Raw genomic sequence first — 20,642 nt, 5'->3', positions numbered from 1 at the left:
GCCGCTGTGCGAGGCTCGGCCGGGTAGGCGGACCGGCCGGCGGGCGGCCTGGCAGCAGGGCGGCCGGTGGCGGCGTCCGCCGGCAGCCCAGGCGACCGACCAGGAAGGCCCCATGGAAACCGACGCACTGACCGCCGCCGTCCTCCGTGATCTCCGGGCGCCCCGGCCCTATCCGGCGGTGTCCCTCACCATGCCCACCCACCGCCGCGAACCGGACAACGCCCAGGACGCGGTCCGGCTGCGCAACGTGCTGGCCGAGGCGGCGCGCCGGATCGACGAGGACCCGCAGGTGTCGCGGCAGGACCGGATCGGCCTCAAGGCGCAGCTGGACCGGGCCGCGGCCGAGGTGGACCTGCGGCACTCGCTCGACGGTCTGGTGATCCTCGCGACCACCGGTGAGCACCAGATCTGGTCGCTGGCCCGGCCGGTGCCCGAGCGGGTGGTGTTCGCCGACACCTACCTGACCCGCAACCTGGTCGCGGCCCGGGCCCAGGCCCGCCCGTACTGGGTGCTGGCGGTGGCCGCCGACCGGGCGACGCTGTGGAGCGGCGTCGGCGAGACGCTGACCGAGGACCGCCGGCACGGCTTCCCGCTGGAGCCGGACCCGCTGCAGTTCGACGCGCAGCGCGAGGAGCGGATCGGCGACCAGCCCAGCACCTTCAGCGACGAGGAGACCAGGCGCTTCCTGCGGACGGTGGACGCCGCGCTGGCCGCGCTGCTGGCGGCCGAGCCCCGGCCGTTCCACGTGGTGGGGCTGGCGCAGGCGGTCAGCCTGCTGGAGGAGGTCGGCACGGCGGCCCGGGGCGCGGCGGGCTCGGTCCGCAAGGGCGGGCTGGTGGACGGTCCCGGCCGGGTGCTGCTGCAGGAGCTGGCGCCCGCCGCCGAGGCGCTGGCGGCGGAGGACGGCCGGCGGGTCGGCAAGCTGCTCGACGAGGCGCGCGGGCGCAAGGTCTTCGCGGCCGGGCTGGACGAGGTGTGGGAGGCGGTCCGTGAGGGCCGGGTCGAACTGCTGGTGGTGGAGGAGCAGTTCCAGGCCACGGTCCGGCTGACGGACGGACACCTGGCGGCGGTCGACGGCGACCCGGGGCCGGGCGCCTGGGAGCAGGGGGTGCGGGAGGACATCGTCGACGAGCTGGTCGAGGCCGCGCTGGACAGCCGCGCCGAGGTGGTCTTCCGGCCCGCCGACAGCCTGGCCGAGCACGACCGGATCGCCGCCGTGCTGCGGTACTGAACCGTGGCCGGTCCCGCCCCGGCGGGACCGGCCACGTCATCGACCGGGCCCGTACGCGGGGGAGTCGCTGCTCGCGTTGGTCGGGCCCGGGGAGCCCTGCCGGGCCCGGCCCGCGGGCCGGGCGGGATCCTCCGTGGCGGTCCAGGAGAGCAGCAGCCGCAGCGCGTCCTGCGACGGGCTGCCGGGCCGGGCGGCGTAGGTGATCAGGGCCTGGGTGGGGTCGTCGGCGGCCCGCAGCGTCTCGTAGTCCAGTTCGAGGCGGCCGACCACGGGATGGTGGAAGACTTTGACCCCGGCGGTCTTGTCCTGCACCGGGTGCTCCGCCCACCAGGTGCGGAACTCCCGGCTCTTCACGGAGAGTTCGCCGATCAGTGCGGCCAGCTCGGGGTCGTCGGGGTGACGGCCGGCCTCCATGCTCAGATAGGCCGCGTTGCCCCTGGCGCAGGACTCCCAGTCGGCGTACAGCGTGCGGGAGCCGGGCGCGAGGAAGGTGATCCGGGCGATGTTGCGCTCGCCCGGCGCCATCGCCGCGAAGTCCCCGAGGAGCGCGCTCGCCGCCCGGTTCCAGGCCAGGATCTCCATCCGCCGTCCCATCACCAGCGCGGGCAGGGCGTCCAGGGAGTCCAGCAGGGTGCGCAGCATCGGCCGGACCTGCTGGGGACGGGCGGGGCGGGGCCGGGCCGCGCCGCGCGGGGCACCGGGGCGGGCGATCCGGTGCAGGTGGCGGGTCTCCTCCTGGTCCAGCCGTAGCGCCCGGGCCAGGGCGTCGAGCACGGCGGGGGAGGCGCCCCGGACCCGGCCCTGTTCCATCCGGGTGTAGTAGTCGACGCTCACGCCCGCGAGTTGGGCCAGCTCCTCGCGGCGCAGGCCCGCCACCCGGCGCGGTCCGCCGAACTCGGGGAGGCCGACGTCGGCGGGCCGCAGCCGGGCCCGTCGGGAGCGCAGGAAGTCCCGCAGCGTGGTGGTGGTCATGCGGTGATTCTCGCCGATCCCGGGGGTGCGGTGCCTGGCCCTGCGGGGGCCAGTCTGACGATTCCCGCCGGGCGCGCGACGCCGGACATCCTCCCCCAGCCTCCGGCCGGGAGGTGCCCCCAGCTGGACGCACCGGCGAATCGCCCGAGTACGACCCGGTACGTGGGCGCTTCGCCGGCACGCCCGGCCGGGCGCCCGCCGCCGCGCGCCGATCCGACGCGAATCGTCGGACAGGCCCCAGGACCAGGCACCGCGGTGGCGGGCCGTCCGCAGGTCAGCCGGGGACCTTCATCACCAGGCCGCCGTCGACCGCGAGGTCCTGCCCGGTGATGTACGAGGCCCGCTCGGAGAGCAGGAAGGACACGGCCTCGCCGACGTCCTCGGAGCTGCCGACCCGCTGGAGCGGAGGGGCGACCCGGGTGGCCTCACGGGCCGCCTCCTCGGTGATGATCTCGTCGTACATCTCGGTGTGGATGTAGCCCGGGCTCACCGAGTTCACCCGGATGCCGCGGTCGGCCAGCCCGGCGCTGAGCGAGCGGGCGAGGTTGTGCACGGCGGCCTTGGTCGCCGCGTACATCGGGGCGACCTCCATCGCCCGGTGCAGCGTCCAGGACGCGTTGATGACCACCGAGGCGCCCGGGCCGGCCGCCTCCAGCAGCGGCAGGGCACGCTGGACGGTGAAGAAGACGCCCTTGACGTTCACGTCGACCAGACGGTCGAAGTCGGCCTCGGTGGTGGACTCCAGCCTCTCGAAGACGCCGACGCCGGCGTTGGCGAACAGGCCGTCGAGCCGGCCGTACGACTCCCGGATCCGGTCCATCAGCCGTTCGGTGTCGGACAGGTCGGCGGCGTCGGCCCGGACGGTGAGCAGGCGGGCGCCGCCGTCGGACACGTCCGCCAGCCGGTCTGCGGCCCGGCGCAGCCGCTCCTCGGTGCGGCCGGTGATGACGACCCGGGCGCCACGGGCCAGCAGCAGCCGGGCGGTGGCGAACCCGATGCCGCTGGTGCCGCCGGTGACCAGGACGACGCGGCCGGTGAACCCGGCGTCCGCGGTAGTGATTTCGGTGGTGGTGTGCGTGGTGTGCTCGTTCATGCGGCCAGCCTGCCGGGCGGCCCGCACCGCAACCAGGTCCTGCCTGTCCCAGGGACGGGCGGGACCCGGCCGCACCAGCGGCGGCGGCTCAGTCCCCGGGCCGGGCCGGCGCGTCGAGCGGGTACAGGCCGGGGAGGTTGACCACGATGGCCTCCTGGGTGGAGCGGGCGATCACCACCACGGCCTCCTCGTCCGGGTCCGGGTTCTCCTCGCGGTGCGGCACGAACGGCGGCACGAAGATGTAGTCGCCCGGGCCGGTCTTCAGCCGGACCTCCTGCGGCTGCCCGGAGGAGTCGTCCACGAAGACGAACTCGGGGTGGCCGCTGACCACGTGGATGGCGGTCTCGGACTCGCCGTGGTGGTGGTCGGAGGAGGAGGTGGCCGGGGCGACGTGGGTCTGGCCCATCCACAGCTTCTCCGAGCCGACGGTGCGGCCGCTGATCGCCGCGAACCGCCGCATGCCGCCGGTCTGCGCGGTGTCGCCGTCCAGTTCGCCCGCCCGGATGTGGTGCAGCCGGGCGCGCAGCGGCGTCGGGTCCGTGTCCGGGTGGCCGTGGTCGGGCAGGTGCGGGTGGAAGCCGGTGCCGGCCTCGGTGCACGCGGTGCCGGGCTCGCCGTCGGCCGGAGAGGTCTGGCGGTGGGCGTCGGACATGGCGGCTCCCGGATGCGCGGTGCGTGGGCGGGCGGGTGTCGCCGCCCGCGGACGGACAGGACGCTAGGCGCGGCCGGGAAAGGATGTCAAGAGGTGTCCTTTCTCCCGGCGCGTCGTACCAGGGGACTTGAACCGGGCGGCGCCCCGGGGATACTCATGCTCATGCATATTTCCGCGAAGGCGGACTACGCCGTCCGGGCGCTGGTCGAACTCGCCTGCGACACCGCGCGTCCGCTCACCTGCGAGGCCATCGCCTCCTCGCAGGGGATCCCGTTCCGCTTCCTCAAGTCGGTCGTCGGCGACCTGCGGCGGGCCGGGCTGGTCCGCAGCCAGCGCGGCTGCGAGGGCGGCTACTGGCTCGGCCGCGCCGCCGGACAGATCACCCTGCTGGACGTGGTGCGGGCGGTCGACGGCGAGGTGATCACGCTCCGCGGCGAGCCGCTGGCCGCCCTGGCGTACCCGGGTCCCGCCGACGGCCTGCCCGCCGTCTGGCGCGAGGTGGAGCAGCGGGCCACCGACCTGCTGTCCGCCACCACCGTCGCGGGGCTGCTGCCGGCCGCCGCGCGCCCGGCCGCGGTGGCGGCGCCGGCGTGAGCGGGTACCGGCTCGAGGTGGTCGAGTACACCGACCCGCTCTGTCCCTGGGCCTGGGGATCGGAGCCCAAACTGCGCCTGCTGCGAAGGCAGTTGGAAGGCGTCGCGGAGTTCCGCCGGGTGTTCGGGCTGCTCTTCGAGGACGAGGACGACCCGGCGCCCGACCCGGACGCCGAGACCGCCTGGTACGCCCGCTACGTCGAAGGGATCACCGCCCACACCGGCGCGCCGCGCGCGGTGCGGCTGCACCGGGTGGCCGCCAGCAGCCGGCCGGCCTCGCTGGCCGCGGCCGCCGCCGAGGCGCAGGGGGCGGAGGTGGCCGAGCGGGTGCTGCGGCGCCTGCGGGAGACCGCCTTCGTGCTCGGCGAACCGGCCGACACGCCCGCCCGGGTGCTGGCGGCGCTGGACGGCGTCCCCGGGCTGGACCGGGCGCGGCTGCACGCCGACCTGGGGTCGGCCGCGGTGCTCGAGCGGATCTCCCGGGACCGCGCCGAGACCAGGCGGCCGGTGCCCGACGTGGTGGGCCTGCGCGGCGAGGGGCCGCACCCGGGCGCGGCCAAGGAGACCGAGGATGGGTACCGGTACGCCCTGCCCACCCTGCTGTTCACCGGCCCGGGGGGCCGGCGTGCGGTGCCGGGCTGGCGGACCGGCGCGGAGTACCTCGCGGCGGCGCGGGCGGTCAGCCCCGGGCTGGAGGTCCGGCCCGGCGATCTGGCGGCGGCGGACCAGCTGGAGCGCTACCGCAGCCTGACCGTAACGGAGTTGGGCCCGGAACCGGCCGGCCGGCCGCCCGGCGCCCTGGTGCTGCCCACCGGGAACGGCCCGCTGCTGCTGCACCCGGACGAGCGCGCGGGTTCGCCGCTGTTCTCCGGGCCGCGCCGCGCGCACCGCCCCTGAACAGCAAGGACGGTGCGTGGGCGGTGCGTTGACGGGCCCGTGTCGCCCAATGAGACACCTTTTTGTATCCATTGACAGCGGGGTCCCGCAGTCGCCAGGATGTGCGCATGCTCTCCACGCACCCCAACGTGGTGTGCCGCTACGTGGATCTCCGGCGCACCAGCAGCGACCTCTGTCGCTGAGCGCGCCCGCCCGGCGGCCCGCCCGCCCGGCCCCCGTACCGACCGGTCCGTCGCCGTCCGAGCCCTGCCCCGACCGCAGGACCGCTCCGACCGCGGCCATGACCGCCGCCTGACGGGTCCCGACACCGCCGCCCCTGCCGCGGCAGCCACCGCACCGCCCTGCCCGGTGCGGCCTCGCTCTCCCCTCGGATCCGAGCCCGGCCGCCCGCCCCCTCCCACGCCCTGAACCGTCGGTGCACGCCGACGCCGCGCCCCGCGCCGCCCACGGACCAGCCGTCCCCGGGTGGGCCAGGCGTGCACCCGAAAGGTGACCCACACACATGAACGCACTCGCTGACGGCCGTCCGCAGCTCGCCAGACGCTCCTTCCTCGGGCTCGGCCTCGGGGCGGGCGCCGCGCTCCTGCTCGCCGCCTGCGGCGACGCCGACACCGCCGGGACCGGTGCGCCGGGCAGCTCCGGCACCCTCAAGTGGGGCTGGGCGCTGCCGACTTCATGGGACCCGGTGTTCTCCTCGGCCGGCTGGGACGTCCATGTGCTGTCCCTGGTCTACGCCGGCCTGACCAAGCTCGACGAGCACGGCGCGGCCGTCCCCGCGCTGGCCACCGACTGGACCTACGCCCCCGACGGCGCCTCCGTCACCTTCCGGCTGCGCCCCGGCCTGACCTTCGGGGACGGCACCCCGCTGGACGCCGCCGCCGTCAAGAAGAGCCTGGACCGCGGCCGCACCGACCCCAAGTCGCTGGTCGCCCCGCAGCTGGTGCACGTCGCGGAGGTCACCGCCACCGACCCCGGCACCGTCGTCCTGCACCTCACCCAGCCGGACTACCAGCTGCCCAACCTGCTGGCTGGCAAGACCGGAATGATCGTCAACCCGAAGGCCTTCGAGGCCGACGCCGCCGCCCTCGCCACCGCACCGGCCGGCGCCGGACCCTTCACCCTGACCTCGTACACCCTCAACACCAAGGCCGTGCTGCGCCGCAACCCCGGCTACTGGGACGCCGCCTCGATCAAGCTGGAGAACTTCGAGCTGTACCCGCTGCCCGACGCCACCACGGTGGTGGCCGGCCTGCAGTCCGGTCAGTTCGACGTCGCGCAGATCCCCGGCAGCCAGGTCGCCGCCGCCAAGGCGGCCGGTCTGGAGGTCCAGGTGATCCCCTCGCTGGTGGTCGCGGTGCTCGACGTCAACACCACCAAGGCCCCCTTCGACAACCCCGACGTGGTCGAGGCACTGAAGTACGCGATCGACCGCGAAGCCCTGCTGAAGACCCAGCTGTTCGGCTTCGGCGAGGTCAACCACCAGCCCTTCCCCAAGGGTTACGTCGGCCACGATCCCGGCTCGGACGACCTGTACCGCTACGACCCGGACAAGGCCCGCGCGCTGCTCGCCAAGGCCGGCCACCCCGACGGCGTCGACCTGGCGATCACCACCACGGCCGCCCAGGGCCTGCCCGAACAGCTCCAGGCCCAGCTCAAGCAGGTCGGCATCCGCGCCACCATCGAGGTGGTCCCGGCCGCCCAGGCCACCCAGATCGTCTACGTCCAGCACTCCAAGGCACTGTTCACCGACCAGTTCGCCGGCCGGGACTCCGCCGCCCAGGCGTTCCAGGTGCTGTTCGGCGACCAGGGTCTGATGAACCCCGGCCGGACCACCCCGCCCGAGCTCAAGGACGCCGTCGAGAAGGTCTCCCGCACCCCGCTCGACTCGCCCGACTACCCGAAGGTGCTGCAGGCCGCCACCGCGCTGGCCGTGCGCACCATGCCCAACGTCTTCCTCTACAGCGTGCCCAGGCTGCTCGCCCGCCGCCGCTCGGTCTCCCAACTGCCCGCCTCCACCGTGGTGCAGCGCTTCGAGGGGGTGAGCGTGTCGTGAGCGCCGTCCTCGCGCCCGGCCGGCCGCTGCGGGCGGGCCCGCTCGCCCGGCGCGCCGCCCGGGCGCCCCGGACGGCCGGCCGGATCCTGGCCGGCACCGCCACCGTGTTCCTGCTCTCCTCGCTGCTCACCTTCGCCCTCGGCGCCGTCTCCGACGCCAACCCGGCGGCCGCCGCCCTCGGCGAGACCGCCACCCCCGCCGACATCGCCCGCCTCGACCACGAGTTCGGCCTCGACCGCCCGCTGCCCGCGCAGTACGGCAGCTGGCTGGTCCACGCGCTCGGCGGCGACCTCGGCCGGTCCTGGTTCACCACCGTCCCGGTGGCCGACTCGATCTCCGCCGCCCTGCCCGTCGACCTCTCCATCGCGGGCCTCGCGCTGGTGCTGGCCGTCGCGCTCGGCGGGGCCGCCGGCACGGCCGCCGCGCTCGGCCACGGCGGCCGGGTCGACCGCGCGGTCACCGCCGTCTGCACCGTGCTCGGCACCCTGCCCGCCTTCGTGATCGCCATCGGACTGATCACCCTGGTCGCCGTCCAGCTGCGGCTGCTGCCCTCCGGCGGGTACGTGCCCTTCGGCCGGAACCCCGCCCAGTGGCTGCGGTTCGCCTTCCTGCCCGCTCTCGCGCTCAGCCTGGACGCCGCCGCCGGGATCGCCCGCCAGCTGCGCAGCTCCCTGGTGGGCGCGCTGCGCGAGAACTACGCCACCGGCGCCGTGATGCGGGGCCTGTCCCGGCGCCGGGTCCTGCTCGGCCACGTCCTGCGCAACGCGGCCGGCCCCGCCGTCACCGTGCTCGGGATGAGCGTGCCGATGCTGATCGGCGGCGCGGTGGTCACAGAACGGATCTTCAACCTGCCCGGCATCGCCCAACTGTCGCTGCGCGCCGCCGAACAGCACGACGTCCCGGTCATCCAGGGCACCCTGCTGGTCACCGTCGCCGTGGTGCTGATCGCCAACCTGGCCGTGGACGCCGGGCTGTACGCCCTCAACCCGGCGGCCCGGCGCGGCCGTCCGGCCCGGGCCGGACAGGAGGCGGACCGGTGAGCGTGCTGCGCACCACCGCCCGGGCGCCGATCGCCCGCACCGCCCTGGCCGTCCTCGCGGTGGTCGCCGTACTGGCCCTGACCGGCGGCCTGCTGGCCCCGCTCGACCCGCTCGCCCAGGACACCGCCCGGATCCTCCAAGGCCCGAGCGGCGCCCACCTGCTGGGCACCGACTACCTCGGCCGGGACGTGCTCAGCCGGCTGCTGGCCGGCACCGGACTGTCGGTGCTGACCGCCGCCGAGGCGGTCGCCGCGGCGATGCTGCTCGGGGTGGTGCCCGGGCTGGCGTCGGTCCGGTTCGGCGCGGCGCTGTCCTGGATCTCGCTGCGCGCGGTCGACGCGCTGATGACACTGCCCTTCACGCTGTTCGCCATCGCCGCCGTCGGGGTGCTCGGCAACGGCCTGCACCAGGCCATGCTGGCGCTCGGCGTGCTGCTCGCCCCGCTGTTCTTCCGGGTCACCCGGGCCGCCGCGCTCGGCCTCGACCGGGCCCAGTACGTCGAGGCGGCCGAGCTGATGGGCGCCTCCCGCAGCTGGATCCTGCGGGTCCACATCTGGCGCAAGGTGCTGCCCACGGTGGCCGTCACCACCGCCCACGCGCTGGCCACCAGCCTGCTCGCGGTCTCCTCGCTGACCTTCCTCGGCATCGGGGTCCAGCCGCCCGCCCCGACCTGGGGCGGGATGCTCGCCGGCGACCTCGGGTTCCTCGCCCAGCAGCCCTGGGCGCCGGCCCTGCCGGCCGCCCTGATCATGCTCACCGTCGGGGCGCTCAACCTGCTCGCCGACGCCGTCCGCGACGCCGAACCCGCCGACGCGGTCCGGGGCGCCGGACCCGCCGACACCGCCGTACGGAAGGAGCACCGCGATGGCCTCGCCGCCGTCTGACCACCCCGCGCCGCGCCCCGCGCCGGCCGACCGGCCCGTCCTGACCGTCGACGGCCTGCACGTCACCGTCGGCCACGGCCGCACCGAGGCCGTCCGCGACGTGTCGTTCACCGTCCGCCGCGGCGAGGCCCTCGGCCTGGTCGGCGAGTCCGGCAGCGGCAAGACCCTCACCTGCCGCTCGGTGCTGGGCCTGCCCGCACCCGGGGTACGGGTCTCGGCCGGGCGCATCGACCTCGGCTCCACCGACCTCACCGCGCTCACCGGCCGCCAGTGGCAGCAGGTCCGGGGCAGCCGCCTGGGCGCCGTCTTCCAGGACCCCGGGTCCTACCTCAACCCCGCGCTCACCGTCGGCCGCCAGCTCGGCGAGCCGCTGCGGCTGCGGCTGGGGATCTCCCGGGCGGAGGCCCGCCGGCGCGCCGTCGACCTGTTCGCCGCGGTCGGCCTGCGCGACCCCGGGGCGGTCCACGACCGGTACCCGCACGAACTGTCCGGCGGCATGCTGCAGCGGGTCCTGATCGCCGTCGCGGTCTCCGGCGACCCCGAACTCCTGGTCGCCGACGAGGCCACCACCGCGCTGGACACCGTCGTCCAGGCCGAGGTCCTCGACCTGCTCGACCGGCTGCGCACCGAACGCGGCCTCGCCCTGCTGCTGGTCACCCACGACCTGGCCGTGGTCGCCGAGGTCTGCGACCGGATCGTGGTCCTCTACGCCGGCCAGGTCGTCGAGGACGGCCCGACCGCCGAGGTGGTCACCGCCCCCGCGCATCCCTACACCGAGGCACTGCTGCGGGTCGCCGCCACCGGCGACCGCCGCCGCGGGCTCGCCGTCATCCCCGGCCGCCCGCCCGAGCCCGGCACCACCGGACCCGGCTGCCGGTTCGCCGACCGCTGCGGCTACGCCACCGACGCCTGCACCGCCGGACCCGTGCCGCTCACCCCCGCCGGGGACGGCCGCCTGGTGCGCTGCCTGCGCGCCGCCGAACTCGCCCTGCACGGAGCCGCCGACCGCGACGCCGACCGGGCTGCCGACCGCCCCGCCGACCGCCCCGCCGACCGCCCCCTCGACCGAACGGAGGTACCCGCATGACGCTCACCACGGACCGGCCGGCCGCCCCGCCCGCCACCGGGCGCCCCACCGAGGAGCCACTGCTGCGGATCCGCGGACTGGGCGTCTCGTACGGCACCGGCGCCCGGGTGCTGGACGGGATCGACCTCGACGCGCGGGCCGGGGAGATCCTCGGCGTGATCGGCGAGACCGGCTCCGGCAAGACCACCCTGGCCCGCGCCGTGGTCGGCCTCGCCCCGGTGACCACGGGCCGGATCACCGTCGACGGCACGGACCGCACCGCCCTGCGCGGCCGCGCCCTGCGCGAGGCCCGACGGGCCGGCGCCGTCCAGTACATGTTCCAGGACCCGCTGCGCTCGCTCGACCCCGACCTGGCGGTCCGTCACCTCATCGGCGAACCGCTGGCGGTGGCCGGGATCCCGGCCGACGTCCGGGCGGAGCGGGTGCTCACCGCGCTCGACCTGACCGGACTGGACCGGGCACTCCTCGACCGCACCCCCGGACGCCTCTCCGGCGGCCAGCGCCAGCGGGTCGCGCTCGCCCGGGCCATCGTCACCCGCCCCCGGCTGCTGCTCGCCGACGAACCCGTCAGCGCCCTCGACGCCTCCAACCGCAACCACGTGCTGCGCCTGCTCGACCGGCTGCGCCACGAACTGGGCCTCGCCGTCGTGGTCATCTCGCACGACCTCGACTCGCTGGCCGGCGTCGCCGACCGGATCGCCGTCCTCTACCGCGGCCGGCTGGTCGAACAGGGGCCCGCCGAAGCCGTCCTGACGCGCCCGCTGCACCCGTACAGCGCCCTGCTCGCCGCCTCCGCGCCCGGGCTCGACCGCACCCGCCGGGCCGGGCTCGCCCTGTTGCGCACCCCGTCCCCGGCCGCCCCCGCGGACGCCGCCTGCGTCTTCGCGCACCGCTGCCCCTTCGCGGACGCCGACTGCCGGGAACTCCCGCAGCCGCAACCGCGCGGCGCCGACCGCACCGCCGCCTGCCACCACGCGCCCGCCTGGCGCGAGCACCTGTCCCGCTGACCGGCAGGCCGCCGGGCATCCGACCGCCCCGGCGCGGCCGTCATCCCGGCGCGTTTCCTGATCCGCCCCTGACACACCTGATGACGGGGCGCCAGCTGAGGAGGAAGATGCTCCTCCGGCAATCAGCTCAGCTGTACGCGTGTGCACCTCGGACCGTCCCCGCAAGCACTGGAGAGATCGCCGCATGACCCACGCCCCGCCGGCCCCGGCCGATCCGGCCCCCGCACCGCCCGGCCTGGCCCCGCCCGACCCGGCCCGGCTGCCGGACCTCACCGCCGCCCTGGCCGCCCGCGCCGCCGAGCACGACCGGGCGGCGAGCTTCCCGCACGAGGGCATCCGACTCGTCCACGCCGCGGGCCTGTTGACCGCGACCGTGCACCCCCGCCACGGCGGGCCCGGGGCCGGGCTCGCCGACACCGTCCGGATCCTGCGCGTCCTGGGCGCCGGGGACCCGGCCGTCGCCCTGGTCACCGCGATGACCCTGTTCACCCACGCCGCCCAGGCCCGGGCCCCGCACTGGCCGGCCGGCCCGCTCGCCGAACTGCTCACCGAGGCGGCCGAACGCCCGGTGCTGGTCAACGCTCTGCGGGTGGAGCCCGAACTCGGCACGCCGGTCCGCGGCGGCCTGCCCGCCACCGTCGCCCGCCACCGCGGCGACCACTGGGAGCTGACCGGCCGTAAGATCTTCTCCACCGGGGCCGTCGCACTGCGCTGGATGCTGGTCTGGGCCCGCACCGACGAACCGCGCCCGCGGGTCGGGTCGTTCCTGGTACGGTCCGACCGCCCCGGGATCACCGTCGAGCCGACCTGGGACCACCTGGGGCTGCGGGCCAGCCGCAGCGACGACGTCCTGCTGGACGCCGTACGCGTCCCGCTCGACCACGTCACCCACCTCGCCACGCCCGACCCGGCCGGCGGCCGGGACCAGGTCGGCGGCGCCTGGAACTCACTCGGCCTGACCGCCCTGTACCTGGGGGTGGCCCGCGCCGCCCAGCAGTGGCTGACCGGCTTCCTGCACGAGCGCACCCCGAGCGCGCTCGGCGCGCCGCTGGCCACCCTGCCCCGGTTCCAGAGTGCCGTCGGCGGGATCGACATCGCGCTCGGCGGCGCCGAACGCCTGGTCACCGCCCTGGCCGAGGCCGTCGACGCCGGCCGGCCCGGCGCCGCCGAGGAGGCGCCCGGCGCCAAGCTGCTCGGCACCCGGGCCGCCATCGACGCCGTCCAGCAGGCCGTCGCCCTGGTCGGCAACCACGGCCTCACCCACCACCACCCGCTCCAGCGCCACCTCAGGGACGTGCTGTGCAGCCGGGTGCACACCCCGCAGGACGACACCGTCCTGCTCGCCCTCGGCCGCGCTGCCCTGCACCGCGGCGCGCCCAACCCCCTTGCCACGAAAGGCCACTGAACCATGTCCGTCGAATTCATCGGAATGATCTCCACCCACGACGTGTCGGAGACCCGCCCCGCCTCCGGACCGGTCGTCGACCGCGACTACACCCGCCGCTTCGCCCAGGCCCACGAGGAGGCCGGGTTCGACCGGATCCTGGTCGCGCACTCCTCCGCCAGCCCCGACCCGCTCCAGGTCGCCGCGTACGCCGCCGCCCACACCGAGCGGCTCGGCCTGCTGATCGCCCACCGCCCCGGCTTCATCGCCCCCACCCTCGCGGCCCGCACCCTGGCCACCCTCGACCAGTTCTCCGGCGGCCGGGTCGCCGTCCACATCATCACCGGCGGCCACGACGCCGAACAGCGCCGCGACGGCGACTACCTCGCCAAGGACGAGCGCTACGCCCGCTCCGACGACTACCTGACCGTGCTCACCAAGGCCTGGACGGCCGACGCGCCGTTCGACCACGATGGCCCGTACTACCGCTTCGCCGACTTCCACTCCGAGGTCCGGCCGGTCGGGAAGATCCCGGTGTTCTTCGGCGGCTCCTCCGAGGCGGCCTACCGGGTCGGCGGCAAGCACGCCGACACCTTCGCCCTGTGGGGCGAGCCGCTGGCCGAGACGGCCCAGCAGATCGCCTCGGTGCGGGCCGCCGCCGAAGCGGCCGGCCGCACCACCCTGCCCGGCACCAGCGTCTCGTTCCGTCCGATCCTCGGCCGCACCGAGGACGAGGCCTGGGAGCGGGCGCACCGCATCCTGGACACCATCCGCAGCCGCGCCGACGCCTTCGGGGGCCGCCGCCAGGTGCTGCCGGTCGGCCCGGACGCGGTACCGCAGAACGTCGGCTCCCAGCGGCTGCTGGCCGCCGCCGCCAAGGCCGACCGGCACGACCGCGCGCTGTGGACCGCCCCCGCCGCCGCCACCGGCGCGGCCGGCAACTCCACCGCCCTGGTCGGCACCCCGGAGACCGTCGCCCGGGCCCTGCTCGACTACGTCGACATCGGCGCCACCACCCTGCTGATCCGCGGCTACGACCCGCTGGACGACGCCACCGACTACGGACGCGAACTGCTCCCGCTGGTCCGCCAGGAACTCGCCCACCGCGACGCGGCCGCCGCCCGCGCCGAGGCCGCCCGTGCGGAGGCCGCCGCGCGCGCCGAGGCCGTGGGCGCGGCCCGGTGACCACCACCCCCGCACCGGCCCGGCCTGCCGGGAGCTGGCACCCCGCCCCCGGCGTCACCCCGCGCGGCACCCTGCTGCTGCTCCCCGGACGCGGCGAACACCCCGGCGTGTACGCCCGGTTCGGGCGCCGGCTGGCCTTCGACGGCTACACCGTGCACGCCCTCGCCGACCGCGCCGACGGCGATGGCCTGTCCGCGCGGGTCGCCGAGGCCAGGACCGCGCCCGGCCCGGTGGTGCTGGCCGGCTCCGACACCGGCGCGCTGCGCGCGCTGGCCGCCGCCGGGCAGGCCCGCCCCGACGCGCTGCTGCTGGCCGCCCCGCCCGCCACCGAACCCGGCCCGGCGGCGCAGGACGGCACACCGGACTGGAGCGACGAACTGGCCGCCCGGACCGCCTGCCCGGTCCACCGCGGCCTGCTCGCCGAGGACCCCGGCTTCCGCCCCGGCCGCCTCGCCCTGGCCGTCCCCGCCGACCTGGCGGGGGCGGCCCGGGCCGCCGCCCCCGACCTGCCGGTCCTGCTGCTGCACGGCGACGCCGACCCGGTCGCCCCGCCCGCGGGCGCCCGCCGGCTGGCCGCCCGGCTGCCCGGCGCCGAACTGCTGCTGGTCGCCGGCGGACTGCACGACGTCCTCAACGACGCCGCGCACCGCACCGTCGCCGCCCAGATCGTCCAGTGGCTGGAACGGCTGCGCCTCGGCCCGGACCTGCCCCGCCTGCTGATCCACGTGCCGCCGTCCGCCCCCCAGGAAGGAACCCGACCGTGACCGCCGTCGACGACCGCCCCGCCGCCCGGACCGCCCCACCCGCCGACCTGCTCAGAAGCACCCTGCGCCGGCACGCCGCCGGGGTCACCGTGATCACCGTGCCGGGCCCGGCCGGATTCACCGCGACCTCCTTCACCTCGGTCAGCCTGGAACCGGCCCTGGTCTCCTTCTACCTGTCCGCCACCGCCTCCAGCGCCCCGGCCGTCCGCGCCGCCGAGGCGTTCACCGTGCACGTGCTGGAGCGCGGCCAGGAGGAGCTGGCCACCCGCTTCGCGCGCAGCGGCACCGACCGCTTCGCCGGTACCGCCTGGCGGCCCGGCGAGCACGGCACCCCCCTGCTGGACGGCGTCGCCGCCTGGCTGACGGCCCGTCCGGTGCTGCTGCAACCGGTCGGCGACCACCTGCTGGTGGTCGGCGAGGTGCTCGCCGCCGGCGCGCAGGGCGGCGAGCCGCTGCTCCACCACGACGGCGGCTTCGGCGGCTTCACCACCGAACGGCCGGCCCTGGGATGACCCTGACCGTCCACTGGTTCCTGCCCACCACCGGCGACAGCCGCCACGTCGTCGGCGGTGGGCACGGCTCCACCCCCGGCACGGCCGGCGCCGACCGGCCCCCCACCATCGCGTACCTGGGCCAGATCGCGCGCAGCGCCGAGCAGTTGGGCTTCGCCGGCGCGCTCACCCCGACCGGTCCCTGGTGCGAGGACGCCTGGCTGACCACGGCGATGCTCACCCAGGTCACCGAGCGGCTGAAGTTCCTGGTGGCGTTCCGCCCCGGCCAGCTCAGCCCCACCCTGGCGGCCCGGATGGCCGCCAGCTACCAGAACCAGTCGCACGGGCGGCTGCTGCTGAACGTGGTCACCGGAGGGGAGTCCGCGGAACAGCGCGCCCTGGGCGACTTCCTCGACAAGGACGGCCGCTACGCCCGCGCCGACGAGTTCCTGGACATCACCGGGCGGCTCTGGCGCGGCGAGCGGGTCGACCACCACGGCACCCATCTACGGGTGGAGGGCGCCGAGTTGACCCGGCTGCCCGACCCCGTCCCGGAGGTGTACTTCGGCGGCTCCTCACCCGCCGCCGAACGGGTCGCGGCCCGCCACGCGGACACCTACCTCACCTGGGGCGAGCCGCCCCGGCAGGTCGAGGAGAAGATCGGCCGGATCCGCGCCGCCGCGGCCGCCCACGGCCGCACCCCCCGGTTCGGCATCCGGCTGCACACCATCAGCCGCGACACCTCCGCCCAGGCCTGGGCCGAGGCCGGCCGGCTGCTGGCCGCGATGGACCCCGACCGGATCCGCGCCACCCAGCAGGCGCTCGCCCGCAGCGAGTCCGAGGGCCAGCGCCGGATGCGGGAACTGCACGGCGGGAGCGCCGAGCGGCTGGAGGTTTCCCCGAACCTGTGGGCCGGGATCGGCCTGGTCCGCGGCGGCGCGGGCACCGCCCTGGTGGGCAGCCACACCGAGGTCGCCGACCGGATCGAGGAGTACCACCGCCTCGGCGTCGACGAGTTCATCCTCTCCGGCGCCCCGCACCTGGAGGAGGCCTACTGGGTCGGCGAGGGGGTGCTGCCGGTGCTCGCCGCCCGCGGGCTGTGGCGGCGCCCCGACGCGCCGCCCGCCACCCCGACGGTCACGGAGAGCTAACGGACGGTATCCCTTCGCATACAGTTCGCCCGGCCGGGTATCCCGGGGGAGGGGCGGGAGCGGAACCGCTCCGTCCGGTCGGAGGTCAGGAGAGAGCCATGGCCAACTGGTGGCGCACCGCCGTGTCCTGGTGGGATCGACGTCGACACCCGCAGGGGCGTCCCGAGGAACCGACCGTCGACGTCCGTCGCACGGTCTTCACCGCGGACTTCACCTCCACCCGCCAGTGGGTGGCGGGCCGCAGCAGCGCCTATCCCGACATGGGACCGACCAACCGGGGCGACCACAAACTCGACCACCTGACGCCCCGCCCGATCCAGGGCGGCGTCTTCAACGCCACCCGCCGCACCACCGACGACCTCTGGGACTGCGACCTGCTCACCACCGAGGGCAGCCCCGACGGCTTCCAGCTGCGCACCGGCGACGCACTGCGCGCCAAGGTCACCCTCCCCACCGGCCTCGGCGCCTGGCCCGCGATCTGGACCTGGCGCGCCGGCGGCAACGAGATCGACGTCTTCGAGTACCACCCCGACAACCCCAACACCCTGGAGCTCTCCAACCACGTCCGCCCCGGCCACCGCTACTGGCTCGGCCCGCCCTCGCTGGTCGCCCCCGGCGCGACCATCACGCTGCGCACCGAGTTCGGCGCCCGCTCGGTCGACTGGTACGTCGCCGACCGCCTGGTCTACTCCGACCGGCGCGGCGTCGGCACCTCCTGGCACGCCTACCTGATCGTCAACCTGTCCGTCGTCGACGGCACCTACCACCCGCGCCCGGCGGCCGGCACCACCCGGCTCTCCTGGACCTGCCACAGCCTGGACGTCCTGCGCTGACCGGCCCACCGGCCCGGGCGGGCCGCCCGCGGGGGCAGCACCTACGATGGCACCTCCGCCCGCCCGGGACCGCGCCGCCCACCGCCCCGGGCACCGCCCGACCGGAGGGGGCCCAGGATGCGCGTACTGCTGGTGGAGGACGAACCCGACCTGCGGGCGATCACCGGCGCCGGCCTGCGCGACGCCGGCTTCTTCGTCGACCAGGCCGGCGACTGGCCCACCGCCGACGAACTGCTGGCCCGCAACGACTACGCCTGCGTCGTCCTCGACCGCCTGCTCCCGCACGGCGACAGCCTGCCCGAACTCCAGGCGCTGCGCCGCCGCGGCTGGTCGGCGCCGGTGCTGTGCCTGACCGCCCTGCACACCCTCGACGACCGGCTGACCGGCTTCGAGCACGGCGCCGACGACTACCTGGTCAAACCGTTCGCCCTGCCCGAACTGGTGATGCGGGTGCGCAGCCTGGCCCGCCGCGCCCGCCGCCGCACCCCGGTCTTCCTGCGCCACGCCGACCTGGAACTCGACCTCGCCCGCCGCGAGGTCCGCCGTGCCGGGGTCCTGCTCTCGCTCACCCCCAAGGAACTCGCCGTCCTGCAGCACCTGCTGGAGCACGCCGACGAGGTGGTCGGCAAGGGCGAACTGTTCCGCCACTGCTGGGACGAGCTCGCCGAACCCAGCTCCAACGTGGTCGAGGCGGTGATCGCCGGGCTTCGCCGCAAACTCGGCGGCCCGCCGCTGGTCCACACCGTCCGCGGCCAGGGCTTCCGGCTCACCGACGTCCTGGAACGGCCCCGGTGAACCGGTCCGCCTCCCCGGCCCGGCGCGGCCTCGCCCGGCTGCGGTGGCGGCTCACCGCCGCGTACACGGCCATCATCGTGATCGGCCTCGCCGCGCTGTCCTTCCTGCTGCTGCGCACCGACGCCCGCTCCGGGCGCGCCGTCGAGTACGAGGAGATGCGCCGCCGGGCCGCCGTCGCCGCCTCGCTGATCTACTACCAGGACGGGCAGCTCATGCTGGACGGCCTCCAGGACGACGAGGCCACCACCGGCAACCCCCAGGTGACCGTCCTGCTGCGGCAGACCGGCACCGCCGAGCGCTACCGGCCGGTCTTCACCAGCCGCCAGGGCCGCTTCACCGTCACCCCCGCCCGTCTCGCGGACGCCGCGGACGCCGCGCTGGCGCAGGACGACACCGGCACCGCCGAGGGCACCGACACCACCGGCCGCCCCGTCCACCTGCTGGCCACCCCGTTCTACCAGGACGGCACCGAGCGCCAGGCCGGCGCGGTCGTGGTGGTCGGCGACCCGGGACGCGGCTCCGCCGAACACCACCGGCTGGCCGTCGCCCTGGCCGCCGGCTGCGCGGTGTTCACCGCGCTCGGCGCGGCGGCCGGCCACGCCCTCAGCGGCCGCAGCGTCCGGCCCGCCTGGCAGGCGCTCGACCAGCAGGAACGGCTGCTCGCCGACGCCGCACACGAGTTGCGCACACCGGTCGCCGTCCTGCGCGGCGCCGTGGACCTGGTGGAGGGTGCCCCGGCGGCGCTGCCCGAGCACCTGCCCCGGCTGCGCCGCGCCTCGGACCGGATGGCCGAGGTGATCGAGAACCTGCTGGTCCGAGGCCGGCTGCAGGCCGGCGTGGACGGACCCAGGCGGGTACCGGTCCGGCTGGACCAGTTGGTGGAGGCGGTCTGCGAGGAGCTCCCGCCCGGGCCGCACCGCCTCGGGCTCGACCTCGACCCGGTGGTCGCCGAGGTGGACCCGGCCCTGGTCCGGCTCGCGGTCCGCAACCTGCTGGACAACGCGGTGCGCCACGGCGGGACCCCGGCCGGTGGTCCGGCCGAGGTCGAGGTCCGGGTGGCGGGCCCGGTGGTGACGGTGGCGGACCGCGGGCCCGGGCTCGGACCGGCCGGGCCGGCGGCGGTGTTCACCCGCTTCCACTCGCCGGGCGGCGGTACCGGCATCGGACTGTCCCTGGTCCGCTGGGTCGCCCACGCACACGGCGGCGAGGTGACCGCCGGGGCGCGGGACGGCGGCGGGGCGGTGTTCACGCTCCGGCTGGAGCGGCGCCCGGCCCGCCGGTGGCGCGTCCGGGGCCGGGCGGCGGCCCCGCGCCGCGGCGCCCTCACGGATTCCTCATGACCGGCCCAGCAGGATGACCGGCGGGCCGGTGACCGCCGGTCCGCCGCCTGCCCCAGGAGTGCACGTGCGCCGACACGCTTCCCCCGTTCTCCGCCGCAAGGCCCAGCTGGCCGCCCTCGCCGTGGGGGTGGTCGCCGCCTGCGGCGCCGGATTCGCCTTCTCCGACGCCTCGGCCGGCCAGCGCCCCGGCCGCCCCACCCCCCGGCCGGCCCACGCCGGACACCGCCCGTCCCCGGCGGCCACCGTCCCGACCGCCAGCACCCAGGCCGCCCCGGCTCCGGCCACCCCTGCGGTCCCGTCCGCCTCCCCCTCCGTCGCGGCCGGGGCGACGCCCACGGGCACCGGGAAGGTCGTCCTGCCGACCCCCGACACCGGCTTCGACTATCAGATCGGCGGCCCCTACCAGCCGCCCGCCGGCGTCGGCGCGGTCTCCCGCGACCACACCGCGCCGCCGGTCCCCGGGCTGTACAACGTCTGCTACCTGAACGCCTTCCAGGCGCAGCCCGACGCCACCGCCTGGTGGCAGGCCAACCACCCGGCGCTGCTGCTGCGCGACGGCCAGGGCAGCCCGGTGATGGACGAGGACTGGGGCGAGGCCCTGCTCGACGTGTCCACCGCGGCCAGGCGCACCGAGCTGGCCGGGGTGGTGGGCGGCTGGATCGACGAGTGCGCGGCCAAAGGCTACCAGGCCGTCGAGCCCGACAACCTGGACTCCTACGAGCGCTCCGGCGGCCGCCTCGACAAGTCCCACAACGCCGCCTTCGCCCAGCTGCTGGCCGCCCGGGCGCACGCCGACGGGCTGGCGATCGGCCAGAAGAACACCACCGACCTGATCGACCGCGGCCGGAGCATCGGCTTCGACTTCGCGGTCTGCGAGGAGTGCGGCCACTACGACGAGTGCGGCGCCTTCGCCTCCGCGTACGGCAACCGGGTGTTCGTGATCGAGTACAACGCCGCCGACTTCGCCAAGACCTGCAAGGCGTTCGGCAGCACGCTGTCCGTGGTGCAGCGGGACCGCGACGTCCGCCCGGCCGGCCGCTCCGGCTACGTGTTCAAGTCCTGCTGATCCGGGGCGGTCGACGAAATCAGCTGATGTTCCGTCAACTTCGTTGGCTGCAAGCTAGCGTGAAGGGCGGCGGGCCCGGTGTCGGAGCCGCGGCCCGCCGTCCGCGCAGCGAGTTGCGAGTGCA

20 protein-coding genes are annotated in these 20,642 nt (G+C 76.1%); 17 read left to right on the top strand and 3 right to left on the bottom strand.

Annotated elements, in window-relative coordinates; genetic code table 11:
- The first annotated feature begins 112 nt into the window (after positions 1–112).
- Positions 113–1,231 (top strand): hypothetical protein, encoded by a 1,119-nt coding sequence (locus AB0D08_RS16675; RefSeq protein ID WP_033823545.1) that lies wholly within the window; start codon positions 113–115, stop codon positions 1,229–1,231.
- A gap of 36 nt (positions 1,232–1,267) precedes the next feature.
- Here AB0D08_RS16675 and AB0D08_RS16670 read toward each other — a convergent pair whose 3' ends face one another.
- The 3 genes from AB0D08_RS16670 to AB0D08_RS16660 form a co-directional block, all read right to left on the bottom strand.
- Positions 1,268–2,203 carry a helix-turn-helix transcriptional regulator gene (locus AB0D08_RS16670; RefSeq protein ID WP_063794468.1) on the bottom strand — a complete coding sequence of 312 codons (936 nt, stop codon included), beginning with the start codon at positions 2,201–2,203 and terminating at the stop codon, positions 1,268–1,270.
- Between the two features lie 274 nt (positions 2,204–2,477).
- The gene (locus tag AB0D08_RS16665; protein WP_051813792.1) at positions 2,478–3,296 is read right to left on the bottom strand and encodes a glucose 1-dehydrogenase; all 819 of its coding nucleotides are present in this window, start codon (positions 3,294–3,296) and stop codon (positions 2,478–2,480) included.
- An 88-nt stretch (positions 3,297–3,384) separates the two neighbouring features.
- Positions 3,385–3,948 (bottom strand): cupin domain-containing protein, encoded by a 564-nt coding sequence (locus AB0D08_RS16660; RefSeq protein WP_082526942.1) that lies wholly within the window; start codon positions 3,946–3,948, stop codon positions 3,385–3,387.
- Positions 3,949–4,110: 162 nt separating this feature from the next.
- Here AB0D08_RS16660 and AB0D08_RS16655 point away from each other — a divergent pair, with 162 nt between their 5' ends.
- The 16 genes from AB0D08_RS16655 to AB0D08_RS16580 all read left to right on the top strand — a co-directional run bounded on the left by AB0D08_RS16655 (position 4,111) and on the right by AB0D08_RS16580 (position 20,518).
- A complete protein-coding gene (locus tag AB0D08_RS16655) occupies positions 4,111–4,542 on the top strand; it encodes an Rrf2 family transcriptional regulator (RefSeq protein ID WP_033823567.1) in 432 nt (143 codons plus the stop codon).
- Entirely contained in the window at positions 4,539–5,438 is a 900-nt protein-coding gene (locus tag AB0D08_RS16650; RefSeq protein WP_051813775.1) for a DsbA family protein, read from the top strand. Before AB0D08_RS16655 ends, AB0D08_RS16650 begins: the two co-directional genes overlap by 4 nt.
- A 502-nt stretch (positions 5,439–5,940) precedes the next feature.
- Positions 5,941–7,491 carry an ABC transporter substrate-binding protein gene (locus AB0D08_RS16645; protein ID WP_359889443.1) on the top strand — a complete coding sequence of 517 codons (1,551 nt, stop codon included), beginning with the start codon at positions 5,941–5,943 and terminating at the stop codon, positions 7,489–7,491.
- Positions 7,488–8,531, top strand: coding sequence for an ABC transporter permease (locus tag AB0D08_RS16640; protein ID WP_051811903.1), 1,044 nt, complete (start codon positions 7,488–7,490; stop codon positions 8,529–8,531). The genes AB0D08_RS16645 and AB0D08_RS16640 overlap by 4 nt, the downstream gene beginning before the upstream one ends.
- A 5-nt stretch (positions 8,532–8,536) precedes the next feature.
- On the top strand, positions 8,537–9,415 hold the full coding sequence (locus AB0D08_RS16635; protein WP_051811904.1) for an ABC transporter permease: 879 nt from the start codon (positions 8,537–8,539) through the stop codon (positions 9,413–9,415).
- Positions 9,396–10,502, top strand: coding sequence for an ABC transporter ATP-binding protein (locus AB0D08_RS16630; protein ID WP_359889440.1), 1,107 nt, complete (start codon positions 9,396–9,398; stop codon positions 10,500–10,502). The genes AB0D08_RS16635 and AB0D08_RS16630 overlap by 20 nt, the downstream gene beginning before the upstream one ends.
- Positions 10,499–11,509 carry an oligopeptide/dipeptide ABC transporter ATP-binding protein gene (locus AB0D08_RS16625; protein WP_082526286.1) on the top strand — a complete coding sequence of 337 codons (1,011 nt, stop codon included), beginning with the start codon at positions 10,499–10,501 and terminating at the stop codon, positions 11,507–11,509. Before AB0D08_RS16630 ends, AB0D08_RS16625 begins: the two co-directional genes overlap by 4 nt.
- Positions 11,510–11,693: 184 nt before the next feature.
- Positions 11,694–12,914, top strand: a complete 1,221-nt coding sequence (locus AB0D08_RS16620; RefSeq protein WP_359889437.1) for an acyl-CoA dehydrogenase family protein — start codon at positions 11,694–11,696, stop codon at positions 12,912–12,914.
- A 3-nt stretch (positions 12,915–12,917) separates the two neighbouring features.
- The gene (locus tag AB0D08_RS16615) at positions 12,918–14,078 is read left to right on the top strand and encodes an LLM class flavin-dependent oxidoreductase (protein WP_033818685.1); all 1,161 of its coding nucleotides are present in this window, start codon (positions 12,918–12,920) and stop codon (positions 14,076–14,078) included.
- Positions 14,075–14,842 (top strand): alpha/beta hydrolase, encoded by a 768-nt coding sequence (locus AB0D08_RS16610; protein ID WP_359889434.1) that lies wholly within the window; start codon positions 14,075–14,077, stop codon positions 14,840–14,842. The genes AB0D08_RS16615 and AB0D08_RS16610 overlap by 4 nt, the downstream gene beginning before the upstream one ends.
- Positions 14,839–15,354 carry a flavin reductase family protein gene (locus AB0D08_RS16605; RefSeq protein WP_033823182.1) on the top strand — a complete coding sequence of 172 codons (516 nt, stop codon included), beginning with the start codon at positions 14,839–14,841 and terminating at the stop codon, positions 15,352–15,354. The genes AB0D08_RS16610 and AB0D08_RS16605 overlap by 4 nt, the downstream gene beginning before the upstream one ends.
- Positions 15,351–16,484, top strand: a complete 1,134-nt coding sequence (locus AB0D08_RS16600; protein ID WP_359889431.1) for an LLM class flavin-dependent oxidoreductase — start codon at positions 15,351–15,353, stop codon at positions 16,482–16,484. Before AB0D08_RS16605 ends, AB0D08_RS16600 begins: the two co-directional genes overlap by 4 nt.
- A 98-nt stretch (positions 16,485–16,582) precedes the next feature.
- Positions 16,583–17,317 carry a beta-glucanase gene (locus AB0D08_RS16595; protein ID WP_359889428.1) on the top strand — a complete coding sequence of 245 codons (735 nt, stop codon included), beginning with the start codon at positions 16,583–16,585 and terminating at the stop codon, positions 17,315–17,317.
- Between the two features lie 117 nt (positions 17,318–17,434).
- A complete protein-coding gene (locus AB0D08_RS16590) occupies positions 17,435–18,112 on the top strand; it encodes a response regulator transcription factor (protein WP_359889426.1) in 678 nt (225 codons plus the stop codon).
- Complete coding sequence (locus AB0D08_RS16585; RefSeq protein WP_359889424.1) at positions 18,109–19,452, top strand: HAMP domain-containing sensor histidine kinase; 1,344 nt, start codon at positions 18,109–18,111, stop codon at positions 19,450–19,452. Before AB0D08_RS16590 ends, AB0D08_RS16585 begins: the two co-directional genes overlap by 4 nt.
- A 64-nt stretch (positions 19,453–19,516) precedes the next feature.
- Positions 19,517–20,518 carry an endo alpha-1,4 polygalactosaminidase gene (locus AB0D08_RS16580; RefSeq protein WP_359889421.1) on the top strand — a complete coding sequence of 334 codons (1,002 nt, stop codon included), beginning with the start codon at positions 19,517–19,519 and terminating at the stop codon, positions 20,516–20,518.
- Positions 20,519–20,642: the final 124 nt, after the last annotated feature.

Source organism: Kitasatospora sp. NPDC048540 (genome assembly GCF_040651175.1).
GTDB lineage: Bacteria > Actinomycetota > Actinomycetes > Streptomycetales > Streptomycetaceae > Kitasatospora.
The sequence above is the reverse complement of the archived record's forward strand: the minus strand, read 5'-3'. Positions and strand labels throughout refer to the sequence as shown.